The sequence below is a fragment of the Arenibacter latericius DSM 15913 genome (genome assembly GCF_000424985.1).
GTDB lineage: Bacteria > Bacteroidota > Bacteroidia > Flavobacteriales > Flavobacteriaceae > Arenibacter > Arenibacter latericius.
Genome location: NZ_AUKX01000005.1, coordinates 69,764 through 90,608, shown reverse-complemented (window position 1 = coordinate 90,608; position 20,845 = coordinate 69,764). Strand labels below are relative to the sequence as shown.

11 protein-coding genes are annotated in these 20,845 nt (G+C 38.1%); 4 read left to right on the top strand and 7 right to left on the bottom strand.

Annotated features, from left to right (window positions below):
- Nucleotide 1 precedes the first annotated feature (1 nt).
- Complete coding sequence (locus H344_RS0103400) at nucleotides 2-2,893, bottom strand: PEP/pyruvate-binding domain-containing protein (protein ID WP_026809001.1); 2,892 nt, start codon at nucleotides 2,891-2,893, stop codon at nucleotides 2-4.
- A gap of 398 nt (nucleotides 2,894-3,291) precedes the next feature.
- Here H344_RS0103400 and H344_RS0103395 point away from each other — a divergent pair, with 398 nt between their 5' ends.
- The 3 genes from H344_RS0103395 (at nucleotide 3,292) to H344_RS0103385 (ending at nucleotide 7,013) form a co-directional block, all read left to right on the top strand.
- A complete protein-coding gene (locus H344_RS0103395; RefSeq protein ID WP_026809000.1) occupies nucleotides 3,292-4,185 on the top strand; it encodes a sugar phosphate isomerase/epimerase family protein in 894 nt (297 codons plus the stop codon).
- A 220-nt stretch (nucleotides 4,186-4,405) separates the two neighbouring features.
- On the top strand, nucleotides 4,406-5,521 hold the full coding sequence (locus H344_RS0103390; protein WP_026808999.1) for a DUF2914 domain-containing protein: 1,116 nt from the start codon (nucleotides 4,406-4,408) through the stop codon (nucleotides 5,519-5,521).
- A gap of 274 nt (nucleotides 5,522-5,795) precedes the next feature.
- Nucleotides 5,796-7,013 carry a multidrug effflux MFS transporter gene (locus H344_RS0103385; RefSeq protein ID WP_026808998.1) on the top strand — a complete coding sequence of 406 codons (1,218 nt, stop codon included), beginning with the start codon at nucleotides 5,796-5,798 and terminating at the stop codon, nucleotides 7,011-7,013.
- Nucleotides 7,014-7,280: 267 nt separating this feature from the next.
- On the opposite strand, the gene acs is transcribed toward H344_RS0103385, so the two are convergent.
- From acs to H344_RS0103355, 6 genes are all read right to left on the bottom strand, one after another.
- On the bottom strand, nucleotides 7,281-9,188 hold the full coding sequence (gene acs / locus H344_RS0103380; RefSeq protein WP_026808997.1) for an acetate--CoA ligase: 1,908 nt from the start codon (nucleotides 9,186-9,188) through the stop codon (nucleotides 7,281-7,283).
- Between the two features lie 153 nt (nucleotides 9,189-9,341).
- Entirely contained in the window at nucleotides 9,342-11,039 is a 1,698-nt protein-coding gene (locus tag H344_RS0103375) for a sodium:solute symporter family protein (RefSeq protein ID WP_026808996.1), read from the bottom strand.
- A gap of 37 nt (nucleotides 11,040-11,076) precedes the next feature.
- Nucleotides 11,077-11,337: a DUF4212 domain-containing protein gene (locus H344_RS0103370; RefSeq protein ID WP_026808995.1), complete on the bottom strand. Its 261-nt coding sequence runs from the start codon at nucleotides 11,335-11,337 to the stop codon at nucleotides 11,077-11,079.
- A gap of 81 nt (nucleotides 11,338-11,418) precedes the next feature.
- The gene (locus H344_RS0103365; protein WP_026808994.1) at nucleotides 11,419-12,495 is read right to left on the bottom strand and encodes an anhydro-N-acetylmuramic acid kinase; all 1,077 of its coding nucleotides are present in this window, start codon (nucleotides 12,493-12,495) and stop codon (nucleotides 11,419-11,421) included.
- 18 nt (nucleotides 12,496-12,513) lie between these two features.
- Nucleotides 12,514-15,456: a glycoside hydrolase family 3 N-terminal domain-containing protein gene (locus H344_RS0103360; protein WP_026808993.1), complete on the bottom strand. Its 2,943-nt coding sequence runs from the start codon at nucleotides 15,454-15,456 to the stop codon at nucleotides 12,514-12,516.
- A 14-nt stretch (nucleotides 15,457-15,470) separates the two neighbouring features.
- Nucleotides 15,471-16,592 carry an acyltransferase family protein gene (locus tag H344_RS0103355; protein WP_240484939.1) on the bottom strand — a complete coding sequence of 374 codons (1,122 nt, stop codon included), beginning with the start codon at nucleotides 16,590-16,592 and terminating at the stop codon, nucleotides 15,471-15,473.
- Nucleotides 16,593-16,868: 276 nt separating this feature from the next.
- On the opposite strand from H344_RS0103355, the gene H344_RS20955 reads away from it, so the two are divergent.
- The gene (locus H344_RS20955; protein WP_051254075.1) at nucleotides 16,869-20,729 is read left to right on the top strand and encodes a phosphodiester glycosidase family protein; all 3,861 of its coding nucleotides are present in this window, start codon (nucleotides 16,869-16,871) and stop codon (nucleotides 20,727-20,729) included.
- Nucleotides 20,730-20,845: the final 116 nt, after the last annotated feature.

The following is a 20,845-nucleotide window of genomic DNA, read 5'->3' as shown; positions in this document are numbered from 1 at the left end:
TTTATATTTTTTGGGAGAGATTAATTTTTTTGTTTAGATCTATTTTTGAGGTAATAGACTCTAAATAATCGGAGCTTTGTGCTTTTTTATTTTCTACAAAAGGTCTAATCTGAAAGAGCCATAACTTATTCTTTTGGAAACCTAGTTCTACATCATAGGCACCATTATAATCAGTGTTTGTTTCTTTGGGCATCGTTTCTCGAATCGCATTTGCAAGATCCCTAATGTCCTGAATGTTTTGATCGTTAAGAATGAAATTTTCAAAGGTAGCTATCTTTTTTTCTGTCCCTCCTGCTGAGGGGAGCCTATTGTAATAAGATTCTCTAGCAGGTGCAAGCAACTGTTTGCCTCCAGCATCAAATATCTCGTAGGTTTCCGCAGATTGCCCATCTACCGCACCCCCGGCACCTCTACTGAAGGCTACTGTTAAATCTTCGGGTCTTCCGGAGTTGATTCCCTTGGTAATTAAAACTCCAGAATAATCCACATCTACACTGGGGATAACCAATATAGAAGGGAAAACATTTTCTGGATTCAACAGAAATTTTTGTCTCCATTTAAAACTGCGTTCCGTATAAGGAGAAGCCCATACATCTTTAATTCCTGCAATTATCTTTTCTTTTGTCACTACATTAAATATGGTTAAATTAAGACCTGCTCCAGTAAAGTCCTTAAGGTCTTCCATATTGGTGTCACTCCTAAGGAATACTGGAATCTCCCCTAAATTTTCCCCGAGTATATTGGCAAACCCTTTTTCTAGTTGTTCAAGAAACTCCGCTTGTAGATGAATATTTTTTATTGCTTCTCTTAGAGCCTCCAACCTTTGTAATTGATAGTTCTCAACTTCACTATGGTTAATTCCTTGGGCGCGCATGGTTTCGGCCTCTTTAAAGATGGTATTTAAAAACTCCCAATATGTAACTTTGCTATCTGGCATAGGTTGGTCCATATGGGATCTAAAAATTCCAAAGGGAATTACTAGACCTTCTACCACTTTGTTAGGGAACATCTTTTTTAATTGACCGAGGTTAGCCGCTTTGGGGCCGCAGAGCTTCCCCGAATCACTAGCATCCACTTCCTTTAGATCTAATATTTTGTTTTCCTGTAATCTGATATTATCAACAGGGACGCGCACCCTATCTTCCCTGCGTTCTTTTTTGGCAAAGAGATTGCGCTCCTCGGGAGTCATATCATTTTCTAGCTTCATAATCACATTACCTTTATTGGAAACTGCGAAAAATACCATCTCTCCGTTATATTTTAGAAGGTTTTTAAGGTTATCATCAGCTAGTGCTGCGTTGGGTATTCCTAAATTCCTAGCCAAAAGCTGTACGTGAGAGACCATATTTCCTTCGGATACCGTGGCAATGCCGGCCACAGGTTTTAAATCTGCTGGTGGTCGCTGAAATACATATATCTTATCTGAAACTACTTCAATTTCATCTGGGGACCCGCTCACAACGACTAGTTCACCCAATGCATAACCCGAATTTAACCCGCGAAATCCACTTTGGTTATCAATACCCATAACCTTATTGGTGAGTGCCGATTCCTTGGCAATTATATCCCCTAATTCACTAACGGACTGCCCAAGGTGTAAGGCTATAGAACCCCTAATTTTATCGTCTATATACCCATAGGCATTGGGCTCAAATCCGGTATATATATCTACAATTCTTTGATAATTGGCTTTTACCATAGAAGAACTCCATTCTACTTCCCTACGTGCATGTTCTAATGTTTTGGTGAGTTCTCCTAATGAATTCCCCTTGGAAGCTAAGTTTAATTGCTGCCATTCTTCTAGTTCAATATATCCAGCACCTGTATTAGCCATTCCTAAATAGCATACCTTATCTAAGAGTTCGTTTAAGTCCTTGGGCTGCCATTCAGGTGCTTTTTTAAAAATTATTTCCTCTAGTTTTAACGAGGCGTCCATTAATTGTAATCTAGCGGAAGCAGACTCTTCTTCTATTATTGCCTTTCTAATGGATAACAGTAATTCTGCCGTTGCCGGTATTAAAAATGCGTTGTTTTTTTCCTCTGAATAAAGGTTCGAATAAGTGATTATATCCTTGCCAATCTGTTTTTCCTCAACAAGGTTAGTTCTTTTTGGCAAAGCGGCAATATCTACAGACTTGTAGAAAGTTGTCATGGTGCGGGTTAAGGCATCAATTTTTAAATTAACCTCCGAACTTAATTTTCCGCTATGGTTGTTTTTATAATGGGTTACCCTATTAATATCTCCCGCATCGGGCTGACTATGAATTTTAATTCGCAAATCCATAAAGCTAGGTGCCATGTCGGAAATCACTTTAGATTCGCTTCTAATTTTTTGCGCTAAATTATCATCTCCTTGGTGTGGTATATCTTTTAAGGATTGTCTTATAAGAAAAAAATGCTTTTTTATATTATCGGTATCAGAGAGTAGCCATTTAAAAAACTCAACACCCCATGCCTCTTCATCTTCAGACTGTATAGCTCCTCTATAATACTGCCCTTTTTGTAACACCCAACCATCGTCAACAGACCTTAAATATTTGTCTAGCTGATATTGTTTTAGGCGCGAATGGTTATTGTCCTTATCCCAGAACTCTTCTTTATTGGTATACGCAAGAATTTGACCAAAAAATAAATGATTGCTCTTACCTAGATCGATAACCGAGTTTTTGTAGGTAGCATGTTGTACTCCGGGACCAATTTTATCTGGACATGGGTCTTTTGGCTGACGAATACTACCATCTGTGCAAAACCATCGGATTTCTTTATAGGGACCCCTAATATCCTTTTTGTAAGAAGTGATGAGCTCTTTAATTTCTTGGTTATTCGGTTTTTGTCCCCAAGCAAAATAAGAGATATGTAATAGGAGTAGGCAAGCAAGGAATTGTTTTATCATAAAAGTAAATATCGCCAAAGCGAAAAGTTGGACTAAAGGTAATTCCAATTTTTGTAATCCCTTTTTTTTAGTATATAAAATCGGTCAGACTTTTTTTTTATCGTTGATAGACCTAAAATCAATCGTTTAAGCTTTTGTAAAACAACATAATGGTTCAGATTGTTTAAATTAAGTTGATTTTAGAAACAACACAAAATATTAGCTGCTTATTTAAGATTTTGAGGGGAGGTAATGACTTAGATTTCAATTGATATTTTAATCTAACTCTTAAAAGCAGATAAATTATTGGATAAAATTTAGTTACCTTGGAAGGGAATAAAAAGGATTAAAATCTTATTAATAAATAATGGGCAGGTAGATTTTAAAGTTGAATTTTAACCTTGAATTAGAGTATAATTATGAATAGAAGAAAGTTTATTGGAAACACCGGAGTGTTGGGAGTAGCTGCATTGTTGCCGCTGTCTTCATTTTCTTTGATTAACAGTCCAAAATATAAGATGGGATACCAATTATTTTCCATTAGAGATGAGATGGCCAAAGATCCTAAGAGCACGTTAACGTATTTAAAAGGACTAGGGTATGAGGATTTTGAAATCTATGGTTTTGATGCTGAAAGTGGGAGTTATTATGGTTATTCATCATCGGATTTTAAGCAATTGTTAGATGATTTAGGCTTAACTGTAAGTAGTGGGCATTATAATTTCTCTCCATATCTGGATAAAACTGAGGACGAATTAAAGCGTTTTGTGGATCAGTGTATTGATGGGGCGCAAACCTTAAAAAGCGATTATATTACCTTGCCTTGGCTGTCACCTGAACAAAGAACTATTGATAAGTATAAATTGTTATCTAAGAAGATGAATGCTATCGGGGAGCAAATAACAGACGCAGGCCTAGGATTTGCCTATCACAACCACGGCTATGAGTTTGAAAATGAGAATGGGGAAAACGGATTTGATATAATTATAAATGAGACCGACCCTAACCTGGTGAAATTGCAACTAGATATGTATTGGATAATACATTCTTCTAACTACAGTCCGAAGGAACTAATCCGTAAGCAGCCGAAGCGGTATACCATGTGGCATATAAAGGATATGCATAAGATTAGTAGGGATTATACCGAACTGGGCAATGGATCTATTAACTATCAAGAAATACTTCCAGACCCCAAGGAGTCGGGTTTAGAATATTACTATATTGAGCAAGGGGGGAATTTCACCCAAAACTCAATGAAGAGTGCCGCTACTAGTGCTCAGTATTTTAAGAAAAACCTGCAGCATTATTTATAAACTCCTCTAAACTTTGGAGAAAAATATAAATAACGATCTTAGAATTGGTTCATATAATTTCAGTTATTTTTAGGTCTATAAATTTAAAGTTGGAGTATTGTCACTTAGTCAGTCTTCATTTATTCTAGTGCTTGGGAGAGGTTATAATGGAATCCTAGGAACAAAATAAATGGACAGTGTGTCCAATATTCAATTATTTTTATCCCTTCCAAATATTTAGATGAAAAGAACATTAGTAAGACTTAGGAATAGCGGTTTTAGGAAATTTATTAAGAGACATGAGAAATACGCTCCGATAATTTTCTTCGTAGCGGGTTTTATTTTTGATTCCTTAACCCTTGGGCGTATAGATAGGTTATACGATTTGGTGGTGCTTTGCCTTCATATGTCTTCTTTAACTATAACACTAGTACTTTTTAATTTGGCCGATGATGGCCGGTGGAAAAACACCATATTGGGACGGTATGAAGAGTATTTTCCATTGGCGATTCAATTTTTCTTTGGAGGTCTTTCTAGTGCATTTGTTATTTATTTTTCCAGAAGTGTTTCTCTTTCTAGAACTATATCCTTTTTTGTAATCCTTGTGCTATTACTTTTTGCTAATGAATTGCTTAAAAAAAGGATTTCTAATAAGTATTTACAGTTTGGAGTTTACTTTTTTATAAGTTTTACTTTTTTCACTTTTATTATCCCAGTATTCATAAGTGAAATGAATACTACTATTTTTCTTATTTCTGGTGGGGTCAGTCTATTTTGTACTCTTCTACTAATCTCTATAATTTATAGTATCAGTCCAAGTACCAGATTAGAAATTCACTTGGGTAAAATATTTGGGCTTATTATATCTATCTACACACTGATCAATGTTTTTTACTTTTTTAGGATGATACCTCCTGTACCATTGGCGATGCAAACAGGAATGGTAGCGCATAATATTGAAATGGAAAATAATAGATACTACGTTACCTACGAAACGGATGAGTGGTATGTATTTTGGAGAGACCATAGATCGCAATATATTCATGAGCCTGGTGAAAATGTATATGTGTTTTCTTCCATATTTGCCCCCACTGATCTAAAAAAATCCATCTATCATAGGTGGATTTGGTATAATGAAGAAACTAACGAATGGGAGATTGTGGATGATATAGGTTATGAAATTACCGGAGGTAGGGATGGGGGGTATCGCGGATACACTTATAAGAATAATGTTAAACCGGGATTATGGTCTGTTGAGGTTATTACCGAGGAAGAGTTGGTGTTGGGAGTAATTGATTTTGAAATTCTGATTGATTCGTCCTTGCAACCCAAGAAGGTTGTAAAGAGAAGATTCTAATAATTATTTAATATTTAAAGCTTTTTATAAGTTTCCATAAGTAGGTTTTGGAAAGAGAATAGGATCAATTTACCATCCCTATAAGCTAATTATAACATTTATCTAGCTTATAAATTATGTTCTAGGTGCCGCCTTTACAGGGTAGATCTCTTAGTTAGGTATGCGAGAAAATTGTGATATTACGTAAAGTGTTGAGGGCTCTTTCAACTGTTATCATTTTGTTATTTTAAGGTGCTTCTTTTTCTATAGTGTTGAATATGACTACTTTTGCTGGATGCAAAATTCTCAGCAACGACCACAATTCGAATTTGTTGCCATAATGGCCTCTCTTATGTCCATTGTGGCGCTAACCATAGACGCTATTTTACCTGCTATGGCCACTATTGGATTAGATGTTGGTAGTCATGATCCTGTAGAAAATCAGAAGTTGATCACCATGATTTTTTTGGGACTAGGAATAGGTCAATTGATGCTAGGTCCACTGTCTGATAGCTTTGGCCGTAAGCCTATTGTGTATTTTGGTTTTGGCCTTTTCATGATAGCAAGTGTTATTTGTGTTGTTGCTCCTAATTTAGAATGGATGTTGGTGGGACGTGTATTACAAGGGGTGGGGCTCTCTGCCGCACGTTCTATTAGTATTTCCATGATTCGGGATTCTTATAGAGGTGATTATATGGCTAAGATTATGTCTTTTGTTACCGCTTTCTTTATTTTGGTGCCTATTGTGGCTCCGGCAATGGGGAAATTCTTTTTAGATCGTTTTGGATGGGAGTCTATCTTTTATGTGCAATTGTTAGCCACGATTATGATTGGGGTATGGTTCTGGAAGCGACAACCAGAAACATTAAAGCCAGATTATAAGATTAAATTCTCTAGACATATATATTTAAAAGGTTTAAAGGAGCTGCTAAGGCATAAGGAAAGTGTAGCCTTCACTTTAGTGTCGGGTTTAATTACGGGTGCTTTTATGGTGTATTTAAGTTCGGCCCAGCAGGTTTTTGAGGATCAATATGGTTTAGCGGATGACTTCCCATATATCTTTGCAGGCTTAGCAATTTCAGTTGGGATTTCTACTTTATTAAATGGTACAATGGTGGTAAGATGGGGTATGCGTAAACTTGCTTCTATCTCCCTTAGTTTGTTTTTTGTTATTTCGCTAACCTATATAAGTTTGTTTTGGAATTCTAGTAACCCTCCTTTGTGGGTGCTGATTATTTTTCTTGCTATTCAGTTTTTTGCTTTGGGGTTCTTATTTGGGAATATTAGGGCTATTGCCATGGAACCTATTGGGCATATTGCCGGAATTGGAGCAGCTATTACTGGGTTTGTCTCTACTATGATCGCTATACCAATTGCGACCTATATCGGTAGTTTTATGGAGGGGACTACACTTCCGCTGTTTATAGGGTTTGCTATTTGTGCCGGTCTATCTCTCTTTATTATGGTCTTTGTTCGTAAGAGTGTTGTACTTCAGACGGCTTTTGATCGTTAGGTTAAATTTTTAAATAACCATAATCTCACTTTTATATAGAATATTGCCTTTTATTATAAGGCAAGCTATAAATGAATTCAACTAGGTTTGTTAAAAGGATAAGAAATAGCTTTGTCGAAAGGTGGACTAAAATTTGAAGTGTTTGTATTTGGATTTCCGCATTAGTGATTGCAACGGCATCCTTTTTTATGGCTATAAAAAAGATATAGTGGAAAGCACGTGCCACTTTATATTTTTTTATAAAGTGGCAATGCTCTCAAAATAATATTAAAGAAGATTCTCTTTAATATCATCTACCACTTCTGGGTTTAGAAGGGTACTTGTATCTCCTAAATTATCCATATCCCTACTAGCTAGTTTTCTTAGGATACGTCTCATAATCTTACCAGAACGTGTTTTAGGCAATCCACTAGTGAATTGGATTTTATCTAACTTGGCAATTGGGCCAATGTGTTCTGTGATCATTTGATTAATCTCCTTTCTTAGGTTGTCATGGTCACGTGATTCTCCTGTCTCCTTTAAGGTTACAAAGCCATATAGAGCACTTCCTTTTACGTCGTGTGGAACACCAACAATAGCCGATTCTGATACTGCAGGATGTTCGTTTATAGAGTCTTCTATAGGTGCAGTTCCTAGATTGTGACCAGAAACGATGATTACATCATCTACACGTCCTGTAATTCTGTAATAGCCTACCTCGTCTCTAAAGGCACCATCCCCGGTGAAATAGTAATCAGGATAGGTAGAGAAATAAGTTTCCTTATATCGCTTATGATTGTTCCAAATAGTTCTTGCCATACCTGGCCATGGGAATTTTATAGATAAACGGCCCTCTACTTGATTGCCCTTTATTTCTTCTCCGTTATCACCCATAATAGCAGGTTGAATTCCGATGAAGGGTAGGGTAGCGAAAGTAGGTTTGGTAGGTGTTACAAAAGGTATAGGAGTAATCATAATACCTCCGGTCTCTGTTTGCCACCAGGTGTCTACGATGGGACTTTTCTTTTTCCCGATTACGTCATTGTACCAGTGCCATGCTTCTTCGTTTATTGGCTCTCCTACGGATCCTAACACTTTTAACGAGCTTAGATCGTGTTTTTTGGTAAATTCTATATTCTGTTTTGCCAATGCTCTAATAGCGGTTGGTGCAGTATAAAACTGATTAACTTTGTGTTTTTCTACAATTTGCCAAAATCTACTGTAATCTGGATAGTTAGGAACCCCTTCAAACATTAAAGAAGTAGCTCCATTGGCCAAAGGTCCGTAGACGATATAACTATGACCGGTAATCCACCCGATATCTGCTGTACACCAATACACATCGTGTTCGGTATATTGAAATACATTTTTAAAAGTATAGGCTGCATACACTAAATAGCCACCAGTGGTATGTACCATTCCCTTGGGGCTTCCTGTAGAACCAGAAGTATAAAGGATAAACAATGGATCTTCGGCATCCATAATTTCGGGCTTGCAATCAGAATCAGCTTTGTCTATCAATGGTTGTAGCCATTGATCACGACCTTCTACGAAATTAATGTCGGCCTTAGTACGCTTCACTAATAAAACGGACTTAACTCCTGGGCATTTTTCTAATCCCTCATCTACTATGCTTTTAAGGTCTATGGATTTAGCACCTCTAAAAGAGCCATCTGCGGTAATAACTAGTTTACAATCGCTATCGTTTATTCTAGATGATAATGCGGTTGATGAAAACCCAGCAAATACTACGGAATGAATTGCTCCAATACGAGCACAGGCCAGTAATGATACAGTTAATTCAGGAATCATAGGAAGGTAGATACAAACGCGATCTCCCTTTTTTATGCCTTGATCTTTTAAAACATTAGCCAGTTTACATACCCTTTCATGCAATTGTTTGTAGGTAATATGTTCTGCTTCTTCATTTGGGTCGTTGGGTTCGAAAATAATGGCAGTTTTATCGCCTCTATTTAATAAGTGTCTGTCTATACAGTTTTCAGTTATATTTAGTTTAGCACCCTCAAACCATTTGATTTCTGGAGTACTAAAATTCCAACTAAGGACCTTATCCCATTTTTTACGCCATAAAAAATGCTCTTCTGCGACTTCTCCCCAAAAGTTTTCTGGTTCTCGGATGGATTTCCGGTACACTTGATAGTACTCCTCCAAATGTTTAATGTGATAATTACTCATGTTCTATTTGATTTTTTATAAATTTATACAAATCATCTTAATTCGGATAGTTTTGAGACTTGATTTTGCAAATCCATAACCTTATAAATACCTATTTTGGTATTAAAATAATAGGTCTTTTCCTATCCGAGTTTTATTTTCTTATATCATAATCTAATGTTCTATTGCATTCCCAGCACCACTAGGAATCCTGATATGTTCTACAATTTCTTGAACCTCTAAAGGGGGTTCTGGGGTAAATTTATTGATGACAATAGCCACAATAAAATTAACAATCATAGCTACAGTTCCAAAGCCTTCCGGTGATATTCCAAACCACCACTCAGATTTGTCTGGGATTTCTCCTAACCACCCTAACTTAAATTTTGCCATATAGAAAAGCATTAGGCTTATACCAACAATCATACCCCCAATAGCCCCTTCTTTGTTCATTTTTTTATAAAATATTCCCAATACGATTGCCGGGAAAAAGGATGCGGCGGCCAATCCAAAAGCTAGTGCAACTACAGCAGCTACAAATCCTGGTGGATGGATGCCAAAATATCCTGCAACAACTACGGCCACTGTTGCCGCGATTCTTGCTGACCATAACTCTCCTTTTTCGGAGATATTGGGTAAAAATATTTTCTTGATAAGGTCGTGGGATACTGAAGATGAAATCACCAATAATAATCCCGCTGCGGTAGAAAGTGCTGCCGCTAGTCCTCCTGCAGCTACCAATGCGATTACCCAAGCCGGAAGATTGGCGATCTCTGGATTGGCCAGTACCATAATATCATTGTCAACTGTGAGTTCGTTTTGGTTGGGATCGGCTAGGTACTGAATTAGTCCATCTTTATTTTTATCGTCAAAGGATAAGAGTCCAGTTTCTTCCCAATTTTTAAACCATAGAGGCATATCTATATATGGCTGCTTACTTACCGTATTTATTAAATTGATTTTAGAAAAAACGGAGATAGCGGGCGCAGTGGTGTAAAGAATTGCTATTAAAAGAAGTGCTAATCCTGCCGATTTACGGGCATCCTTAACCCTTTTTACGGTAAAAAAACGAACTATAACATGCGGCAGCCCTGCGGTTCCTACCATTAACGCTAAGGTAATAGCAAATACATCTACCATGGATTTAGACCCATCTGTGTATTCTGCAAAGCCTAGTTCGGTTGAGAGTCCGTTTAAGCGGTCTAATAAAAAGACGCCAGAGCCATCGTTAAAAGTAGCGCCCATTCCCATCTGTGGAATTGGATTGCCTGTCATTTGAAAGGAAATAAATATTGCGGGTACCATAAAGGCAAAAATTAACACACAGTATTGTGCCACCTGGGTATAAGTAATCCCTTTCATTCCTCCCAAAACGGCATAAAATAGGACAATAACCATCCCTATAATAACTCCGGTATCAATCTCCACCTGTAAAAATCGCGAAAACACTACGCCAACACCCCTCATTTGGCCAGCTACATAGGTAAAGGACACAATTAAGGCGCAAAATACAGCTACCATTCTTGCTGTATTGGAATAGTAGCGTTCCCCAATAAAATCGGGGACTGTAAACTTCCCGAATTTCCTAAGGTAGGGGGCAAGTAGTAGTGCTAGCAGCACATAGCCACCCGTCCATCCCATAAGGTATACCGAGCCATCATAACCTGCAAAGGCTATAATACCAGCCATAGAGATAAAGGAAGCTGCAGACATCCAGTCGGCCGCAGTAGCCATTCCGTTAGCTAAAGGAGATACTCCACCTCCAGCTACATAAAATTCTTTTGTTGAGCCCGCTCTGGACCAAATAGCAATTCCGATATAAAGAGCAAATGTTATTCCTACGAGAAGGTAGGTCCAGGTTTGAACGCTCATAGATTTTGGTTTTGGTAGTTGATTGGTTGATTAGTTTTTATTCGTTATAGCCGTATTTCTTATCCAATTTGTTCATTAAATAAACGTAGACGAAAATGAGAACTACAAAGACATAGATAGCTCCTTGTTGTGCAAACCAAAACCCTAGTTTAAACCCTCCGAGTTTAAACGTATTGAGATAATCTTTAAAGAGTATTCCAGCCCCAAAGGAGACTACAAACCAAATAAAAAGTAGAATGAAAAGGTAACGGACATTTTCTTTCCAATATGCAGTGGCCTTTTTCTGTTTGTCTTCCATTTGGTTTGGTTTTTTTATTGGTTGGTAAGTTTTTTTGCGGTTTCTAAGGTAAGAATTTGAACAATAATTTAATAATTTAATTTAGGCAGGAAGAAAGACTACGCCACCAGAACAATCGTGTTTTGCTCCGGTAACGGATCGCAAACAATTTATAGAATTCTCTTCTCGTAATACTGCCATGAGAGCGAAGATTAGGGCCTCTTTAAACTCTACTAGGAGGTTAGTGGGTTTTACCACTTTGGTGCTACTACCAACTTTTTGTTGTAATGTTTCCATAAGAAAACCATTTAGGGCACCTCCCCCTGTAACAAAAAGAGTGTTTTCTGTTTTGTTTTTTTGCAATTCCACCTGTTTAGCAACCTGCTCACAGATATGATGAATACTGGTATGTAGTAGATTTTCTATACTGTCGTCGTTTGCTTCAACAATGGGGATCACTTTTTCTACAAACCATTCAAAACCAACGGACTTAGGAAAAGGAAGTTTGTAGAATTCTAGGTTGTTTAATTGCTCTAGCATTGGTTTATTTATACTTCCTTTTCTTGCGAGAGCCCCATCCTTGTCATAGTTGAGGTTTATTTTCTGAGTAATGTGGTTAAGGATCATATTTGCTAGACCGATATCATAGGCCAAACGTTCCCCATTACGTTCAAAGGAAATATTACTAATTCCTCCTAGGTTTAGACAAAAATCGTACTGCCCAAAGAAGTGTCTGTCTCCTATAGGTACTAATGGTGCTCCTTGTCCGCCCAGTGCCACATCGTTAGAGCGAAAATCACAAATTACTTTAGTGCCACTTGCGTTGGCGAGGTGTTGACCGGAGCCTATTTGAAAAGTGAATCCCTTTTGTGGCTGGTGGTGAGTGGTATGTCCGTGGCTTCCTATAAAATCGACCTCCAATTTATGGGTCGCTATAAACTCCTTAGATTTTTGACCTAGCCAGGTTCCATAGGTGTTATGAAATTCCAAAAGTTTTTCAGCAGGAATGTAAATAGCATTTTTAAGCTTTTCTTTTAACGTATCGGAATAGGGAATGCTGTCCGTTTTTTTTAGATCGAAATCCCATCCCGTTGGGGTTTTCCAAATATGGCAATAGGCAAGATCCAGACCATCTAAGGAGGTGCCAGACATTAGCCCTAAAACTTTATAAATTTTCATCCCTTCTTAGTTGTCTTATTATTTGATGGCATCGTAAAGAACCTGTTGAATATTGGTTCGAGTGTTTAGTTTATAAAGGGTGGTATTTGCTCTGGTTGGCAGTACTCGGTTCGATAAGAATAAGTATAATAGCTCCTCTTTTGGGTCCATCCAAACCATTATACCGGTAAACCCAGTATGTCCAAAACTATCGCTACTTGCATCTTTGGCTGTGTTGCTATTTACACCTTTATATTCTAAAAAAGGCTTGTCGAACCCTAACCCGCGGTGATTGTTATTGTCAGGGAACTGAGCCTTGGTAAACTCCTTTACCGTACTTGCCTTTATATATTCTTCGCCTCCGTAGGTACCCATATTAAGATACATCTGCATTAACTTGGCCAAATCGTTGGCATTGGAGAATAAACCTGCATTGGCAGAAATTCCACCCATCATGGCAGCACCTTCATCATGTACGGTACCATGTACCGGAAGGTGTCTAAAGATAAAATCGTGTTCCGTAGGGACGATTTGTTTCTTGTTAAATTTTTCAGCTGGATTGTAGGTTAATGTAGTTGCTCCCAGTTTGTTATAGAAATTTTGATCTACGTACTCCACAAAATCCTCTTCGGTAATTTCTTCAATCATTGTGGGTAGTAGCATAAATAGTAAGCCTGAATATTTGTATTCCCTTTTCTCTAGGAGGGGCGATTTCTTAATCGCTTTAAATATTTTTTTTTGGTAATTGCGGTGTAACCACATATTAGAGCTGATCTTTATAGGAAACCGAGCCGACGAATCTTTTTTAATAGTACTCCATTTATAGCTACCATTTTTTCTAAGGGTATTTTTCCAATAGGTGATATAGGGATTAAATCTAGCTTGGTGCGCTAGTATTTCTCTTAAATTGGCATCTGCTTTATTAGAGTTTTTAAAATATTTCAGGTAATCAGCAATCCCTTTATCTAGGTCAAACTTTCCTTCATCGTACAATTTCATGACAGCAGGTAGCGCAGAGGAAATTTTAGTAACGGATGCAAGATCATAAATATCTTCAAGGGACACTTTTGCGGTGTCGTTATATTTTTTTACACCATAGGCCTTGTGTAAAACTACCTTTCCATTTTTGGCTACTAAAAGCTGTCCACCAGGAGTAGCTTTTAAATCAATGGCCTGATTCATTAAAGAATCTACCCCATGGATTAGGGTTTTGGAGTCCATTCCGGCATCTTCTGGTAGGGTATATTTAAACCGTATTCCTCCTTTAATGGTAAGTCCGTCCCCTGCCTTAAATTTTTTCCCAATTCCTACAGGGAGTTGACCATTTGCACCCACACCTCCAAAAATTAATTGTGCGGACAGGTCCTGTGCGGATTCCCCATCCTGATAACTTACAATAAGCCCCTTGGCATTTTCCAAGTTGTTCAGTTTGTCTATAGAGTAGGGGTTTTTAAAATAGGCAACTACCGTTTTATTAAAAGGTAGCGTTTGGATAAAAGACTGTACGGGTTCTGAAAATTTTATGGTGTTACGTGGTCTAGGCGTATCATCATGTACTCCAACGATAACTAAGTTGTAGTTAGGAAGTTCTTTTTTTATCGCTTCCATTTCCTTTTGGGAGGCCTTCATTGAAAGTGTAAAATGATCTACTTTGGTATATAGATCCAACGTTTTTTGGAATGTAGATTTTTTGTCGGCACCAATAGAAACCGACATGATTTTTAAAGTATCCAAGTGTTTTAAAGGAAGGAGATCTGCCTCATTTTTTAGTACCGTTAAAGAAGCTTCGGTTAGTTTGCGCTCTAACAATAAGGCATGTGGATTGTTTATGTCCTGCAGTAGATTGGAAATAGGCAATGGCTCGTATTTGTTAAGTTTTACCCATTGCTTAGCAGCAAGGATTTTACGCACCCTAGCATCTATTGTTTTTTGCGAAATGATTCCTTTGTCTACGGCCTTTTTAATTTCAGTAATTGCTTTGGAAACGTCTTGTACAATCTCTAAAACATCATTGCCAGCCAATACGGCTTGTTTATCTACAATCCCAGGTGAATTTCCTTTGGTTACCCCCTTCATTTCCATAGCATCGGTTACAATAAGACCTTCAAAACCCAATTGATCTTTAAGTAGGTCGTTAATTATTGCTTTGGAAAGGGTAGAAGGTACCCCAGATGGGTCTAGTGCAGGGATATTAAGGTGAGCTACCATCATGCCGTTAATACCGGCATTTATAAGTTTTTTAAAAGGATATAGCTCTAAATCGTTTAATCGCTCTCTAGAGTGGTTTATCTGTGGAAGATCATAATGAGAGTCGGTACTCGTATCACCATGCCCGGGGAAATGTTTTGCGGTTGTAATTAGACCTCCATCTTGCATCCCTTGCATATAAGCAATGCTCTTTTCGGCAACCTTAAATTTATCCTCGCCAAAAGATCGGTAATTGATTACTGGGTTGTTGGGGTTGTTATTTACATCTGCAACAGGAGCAAAATTGAGGTGTAATCCTACACTTTTAATCTGATGGGCCACTTCTTTTCCCATTTCATAGATTAGGTCATCATCCTGTACTGCTCCTAGAGCCATTTGGAAGGGGAAGCTTATGGTACTATCCAATCGCATCCCCAGACCCCATTCGGCATCAATTGCACCCATAAGTGGTACTTTGGAAGCATTCTGATACTCGTTCATCAATTTTACTTGCGTTACGGGATCGCCTTGAAAAAAGACCAAACCTCCAATATTCCAGTCTTTTATGGTTTTTAGGATATCCGCTCGGTGTTCAGGACCCCGATTAGAGTATGCAGACACCCATATAAGTTGTCCGATACGCTCCTGTGGGGTAAGGGATTTCATGATGGAATCTACCCAAGCACTTTGGGTATATTGTAGAAATTCAGGTGTCTTTTTAGGATTTTCCTGGGCTCGTGAAATAGTAGCGAGCAGGTATAAAGCGATAAATAAGGGTAACTTTTTAATATACATATTAGTGGGTATTATTATACTTTTATATAGATTTTTTTCTTGTCTAGCACATAGCCCAACAGCCACATTACTGCTATAAAACTGATGGCAAATGCTAAGGAAGCATTTACTTCACTTAACCAGCTTAAATAGAGGTTTTTATATAGCCAGGAATGAAGGGAAGCTCCGTTAATACGAATTAATCCAAGAAGCTTTGCGAATACGCCAGACATAACAAATATAAAAAGGGGGTTTTTTCCAAAGGCTTCAAAGAAATAAGCCCATTTTTTTAGGTTTAATAACTCTATTATATAGATTAAAATAGCCAGTACCATAAGTGTCCATCCCGTACTGTATAAAACGTAACTACTGGTCCAAATAGGCTTATTTATAGGGAAGTATATATCCCAAATAAGCGCTAGAATAATAAGAACTATACCAGAAGCTATAAGTTTTAAAACGGTTTTAATCTGATTTCCGGACTTTTGTACAAAGACTCCAGCAGCGTATCCCGCAATAACATTTACCGTAGCGGTTAAGGTGCTTAAGAGCCCCTCTGGATCAAATGGAATACCGAATCCTCGGTATATATTTTCTGGCCTAAAAATGAGATTATCAAATTTTAGAGCGGCATTATTTTCGAGGCTGAAGGGAGTGGGGGATGATCCAAAAAAGTACATTATAGCCCAATAGGCTAAGAGAATTAATGCGCCAACAATGACAGATTTTTTAAGTTTTAAATAGTGAATGATTAAAGAAGCAAAGAGATAGCAAAGTGCAATCCGTTGCAATACGCCCATAATACGGATGTTTGCTAAATTTTTAAGGGTTATACCATCATCGGCACGATACACAAAAGGGAAGGCATTTAACAGGAGTCCGATTAAAAATATCATTCCTGCCCTTTTAAATATTTTTCTTAAAATTAAACCGTTTCCCATGGTCTCATATTTCCTAAGACTAAAGCTCATAGCTGTACCTACAACAAATAAAAACGAAGGGAATACCCAATCTGTTGGAGTAAAGCCGTGCCAAGCGGCGTGTTTAAGGGGTGGATAGATGTGTGACCAGCTTCCCGGGTTGTTTACCATTATCATTAAGGCAATGGTCATACCTCGTAAAATATCCAAGGCGTAATACCTTTGTGTAGTACTCATTTTTTTCATTTAATATTGGTTGCTTTTTTAAAGATTTAGATCAAGATTTAATCTGTTGGTTATTTAAAATTCAAATCTCTAAAAGTAAGGCTTTTTTTCGCAAATTAATAGAGAGTTTCCCCTATTTATTCACTACTTCCACTGTTTTATAACAGTTTTAGGTAAAGCGTGTTAAAGACTAGGTTCTAAATAGAGGGAGCTTTATATTTAGGGTTTAAAATTTATGTCTTAAACTATTAATAGTTATTTAATATTAACATTTCTATTTCTGTATATATGAACTCTTTTTTATTAGGAAGACTCCATGGTAACTTTTGTGGGAAATTGCATTTATCCCTGCCTCTTTTTCTTGTTTTTACTTTCTTTTTATCCTTGCCTCTATTTTCCCAGAATCTGGTAATAAATTGGAAGCCTCGGGAAGATCTTAATATAGTATTGCCACATTCTGTTCAGGTCTTTGATGCTGCTGGAACATTGGCCGATGGAGAACCTATTAGGGCAGTCTATGCTAAAATAGATTTACGAGACATAAATTTAGATCTAAGATCTATAGGTAGCAATACAATTAGGGAGACTACCTTGGAAACGTATGAGAAAAATAGAGGTATTCTTGCTTTGAACGGGGGGTATTTTGCTCCTACTAGCTCTGTGAGTCTCATTGTTCAAGACGGAAAAACTATAGCTCTAGGTCCTACTGGAGATAGAGGTCGTGGGGCGTTTGGCTTAGTAGATGGATTGCCAGAAATAGTATGGTCTACTGGATCTGAGCAAGACGGAGCAATTTGGAAGTATTCCAAGCCTGGAACAAATAAAAAGGGGGTAAAATGGAATCCAGAACAGGCTATAGGAGCTGGACCAGTGTTGATAAAAAATGGGGAGATTAATGTTACATCGGAGGAAGAAGGCTTTGGTAAGGGGCATTTAATTAGACATCCAAGAAGTGCCATTGGTTATGCAGATGAAAATACCTTGTTGATGATGGTGGTAGACGGACGTCAAGCAGCTAGTGTAGGGGTTACCTTGGAGGAATTGGCAAAACTAATGCATGGGATAGGGGCCAAAGAAGCTCTAAATTTAGATGGAGGCGGATCTTCAGCAATGGTAGCTGGTGATGAGGTGGTTAACGTGCCAACAGATATAACTGGGGGTAATAGAAATAGTTTACGTAAAAACGCAGGTGCCTTAGTGCTATCAGAAAAAGTCCCCACCAAGCGTGGTGAAGTTATCATTTTAGATACGGATAGCCCTTTTTATTCCGAAGTGGGTATTTGGAAAAATAGCAGGGATAATAATTATTATGGTGAAACGCCAGCGCGAAGTAGCATGGTGAATAGTATTAATAAGGCCGTATATCAATTAGAAAATATTAGAAGAAATACCTACCAACTAGGAGTTTGGTATATTAAGGATGAAGCACATTCTGATGAGGTCTTCTATGTGGTGCATAGTACTTCTGGAATAGACACCCTTTCTGTAAACCAGCAATCCATATCCCAACCAGGGAAATGGGAAGTGTTGGGATCATTTCATTTAGGAGCTGGGGATATGATCGAAATTATAGGTGGAGGAGAAGGCAGGTTTACCACGGATGCTATACGATTGGTATCCGAGAAAGACTTTCCTGAACTTCCAAAAAGAGGGGCAATGCGAATAGCGGTAATCAGCGACTTGAATTCTGGTTTGGGGGCTGCAGATTACGAATGGCAAGTAGATAGTATTATGCAGCGTATTCCAAGAATATGGAAACCAGATTTGGTGTTGTGTGGGGGTGATATGGTTGCGGGAATGGGAATTTCGGATACGCTACAACTACAAAAGATGTGGGATGGATTTAATAAACATATTATGGATCCCTTGGATAAAGCCCAAATTCCTTTTGCTTTTACAGTAGGAAATCATGATGGTCCACGTTCTTTCCCCATAGAACACGAGGCGACCAGAAAATTTTGGGAGAAGAATATAGATAGGACTAGACTGAATTTTGTAGACGCATCTCATTTTCCCCACTATTACTCCTTTGTGAAAAATGGAATGTTTTTTGTCTCTTGGGAGGCTTCCTCATCGGTAATTACTCAAGAAAATTTGGATTGGTTAGAGGAACAGTTTAAAACGTCTGAGGCGATAAATGCAAAAAACCGTTTCGTTATAGGGCATATGCCGTTATATGGGGTGGCCCAAGGAAGGGATTCTAAAGGGAATCTATTAGAGAATCCGAAAAAGTTACAAGGATTGTTGGAAGATTATAAGGTGCATACCTATATCAGTGGACACCAGCATGCCTATTATCCTGCAAAAAAAGGTAAGCTAGAATTGCTGAATGCCGGTGCTGCAGGTTCTGGTCCCCGTGCTTGGTTGGGAGATACCCGCCTTCCTGAAAATACCATAACCATTGTGGATATTTTTGAAGATGGGAAGAGGTTAGAATATACAACCTATAACATTAAAGAGAAGAATGCTTCCAAAATGGAAATTTTAGAAACATCTAGGTATCCTTCCGCTATGTTCGGAGTAAATGGAAATATTATTCGTCGCGATATCGATACAGATTTCACAAATGTTGAAGGGAACTTTATGTCGGTTTTCGATACAGGGGTAGACCATAATAGTATGGGCAAAGGAAAGGTAGTAGCAGAAATTCGGGGTAAAACTTTATACCTAGATGGGCATTTGACCTTTCTAAATCAATCTTTTTCCAAAGATGTTTCTGTGAATTTGGGAAGTGGGAGAAATACCGAAGAGAGTAATACTATAAAGTCACTTAAAATTACTCGGAGAAAAAAGGGTCAACTCGCATTTAAGGAAGAGATGGGGTTAACCCAAGATTTAAAGGAATCCCTTGCAGTGGGTGCTTTAAACGTTGAGGTAACATGGGAAGGTCAAAAATATAGAACACAGCTTTACCCGCTAAGCAATATTCCGCCGGAAGCATCGGAAATTTTATCACATCAATCCAAAAACACTTATGGTATTAGAAATTTAGAAACCATGTACACGGTGGAATGGAAGCCTTCTATGGATAAGGATGGGGATTTTGTTTCCTATACGTACCAATTGTCTAAAGACCCCGATTTTAAAAATATCCTATGGCAGAAACAAACAGGAAGGGAGTCTAAGCTGAAAATTGTTGAACGTACTTGGTACCAACTTTTGTCGGACATTAAGGAGGGGGAGTCAGGAATATTATACCATCGAATATTGGCTTCTGATGGGAGTAATATAACTCCTTCATCAACAGCGGAGTTACATTTGATAAAGTCTGATGAGCCCTTGGTGGATTTCGCTGAAATAGTAGCTCCCAACTATGTGTTGGTAGAGAAAATAGTACCATCAGGAGGAGGTTATGGAGCCGTTTGGGATGGAAGTAATAAACTTTGGTTAGCCGATTACAACAAGGGGTTTGTTATTAGGACTGCGGAGGGCACTCCTACCAGTTTCTCTCCTTTACAACGAGTAACAATAAACGGGGAAGATTATAAACTTAGTCCAGTAAATGGAGTAGGAGTTGATTTAGACGGACATATTTTGGCGGGAATCAATAGGCGTCTAATAAAGATAGATGCCAATACCGGAGAAGGAATAGCGGTATGGGAGGTGCCAGCAGGTGAGCGTGCCATCACAGCGCCAAGAGTTAATGAGGCGGGGGAGATTTATGCTATGTCTCTTTTTGCAGACGATCCTAATTATGTATTAAAACAAAACGAGAATGATCCTTCAAAGTTTGACTTAGTGAGAACCATAGAACTAAAAGATAGAATTTTGGCCCGTACGTTTGATATGAGTTCAGATGGATTAAGTCTTTATTTCCCTGATCCTGGGACAGCAAAGATACAGGTGTACACTAGTAAAGACGGACGGAAGTATGCGGAAGAGGAAGCTATTACTAGTGCCTATGGAGGGAGTAGTGCCTTACGGGTGCCGAGGACTGGTGCAATGTATGTAGCAACAAGATCTAGCGGTGTTTCTCCTTCCACTTTTCATTATAGGGATGAAAATAAGAAGCAAGTTTGGACCTTGGAATTACCAGAGTTGGATGGAGCAGAACCAAGGGGGCTAGGGGTGTCACCGGATGAAAAAACACTTATATTCTGTAGTTGGGACAAAGGCGGTGGCTATTATATGTATCGGTTGAAGGAGTAGGAGTGGAGACATAAACAGAAGCCTTTTGAGTTGCTTCATTTATTACTAATTCGGCAGAAAGAATTCAGGAGTTAAAATTAAAACTTCCCGTCCCCTAAAATTAAAAGGGAGGGAAG

Excerpts from the sequence above, each read along its gene's own strand:
- H344_RS0103360 (WP_026808993.1), bottom strand. The coding sequence starts at position 15,456 with ATGTATATTAAAAAGTTACCCTTATTTATCGCTTTATACCTGCTCGCT.
- H344_RS0103390 (WP_026808999.1), top strand. The coding sequence starts at position 4,406 with ATGAAAAGAACATTAGTAAGACTTAGGAATAGCGGTTTTAGGAAATTT.
- H344_RS0103395 (WP_026809000.1), top strand. The coding sequence starts at position 3,292 with ATGAATAGAAGAAAGTTTATTGGAAACACCGGAGTGTTGGGAGTAGCT.
- acs (WP_026808997.1), bottom strand. The coding sequence starts at position 9,188 with ATGAGTAATTATCACATTAAACATTTGGAGGAGTACTATCAAGTGTAC.
- H344_RS0103370 (WP_026808995.1), bottom strand. The coding sequence starts at position 11,337 with ATGGAAGACAAACAGAAAAAGGCCACTGCATATTGGAAAGAAAATGTC.
- H344_RS0103400 (WP_026809001.1), bottom strand. The coding sequence starts at position 2,893 with ATGATAAAACAATTCCTTGCTTGCCTACTCCTATTACATATCTCTTAT.
- H344_RS0103375 (WP_026808996.1), bottom strand. The coding sequence starts at position 11,039 with ATGAGCGTTCAAACCTGGACCTACCTTCTCGTAGGAATAACATTTGCT.
- H344_RS0103385 (WP_026808998.1), top strand. The coding sequence starts at position 5,796 with ATGCAAAATTCTCAGCAACGACCACAATTCGAATTTGTTGCCATAATG.
- H344_RS0103365 (WP_026808994.1), bottom strand. The coding sequence starts at position 12,495 with ATGAAAATTTATAAAGTTTTAGGGCTAATGTCTGGCACCTCCTTAGAT.
- H344_RS20955 (WP_051254075.1), top strand. The coding sequence starts at position 16,869 with ATGAACTCTTTTTTATTAGGAAGACTCCATGGTAACTTTTGTGGGAAA.
- H344_RS0103355 (WP_240484939.1), bottom strand. The coding sequence starts at position 16,592 with ATGAGTACTACACAAAGGTATTACGCCTTGGATATTTTACGAGGTATG.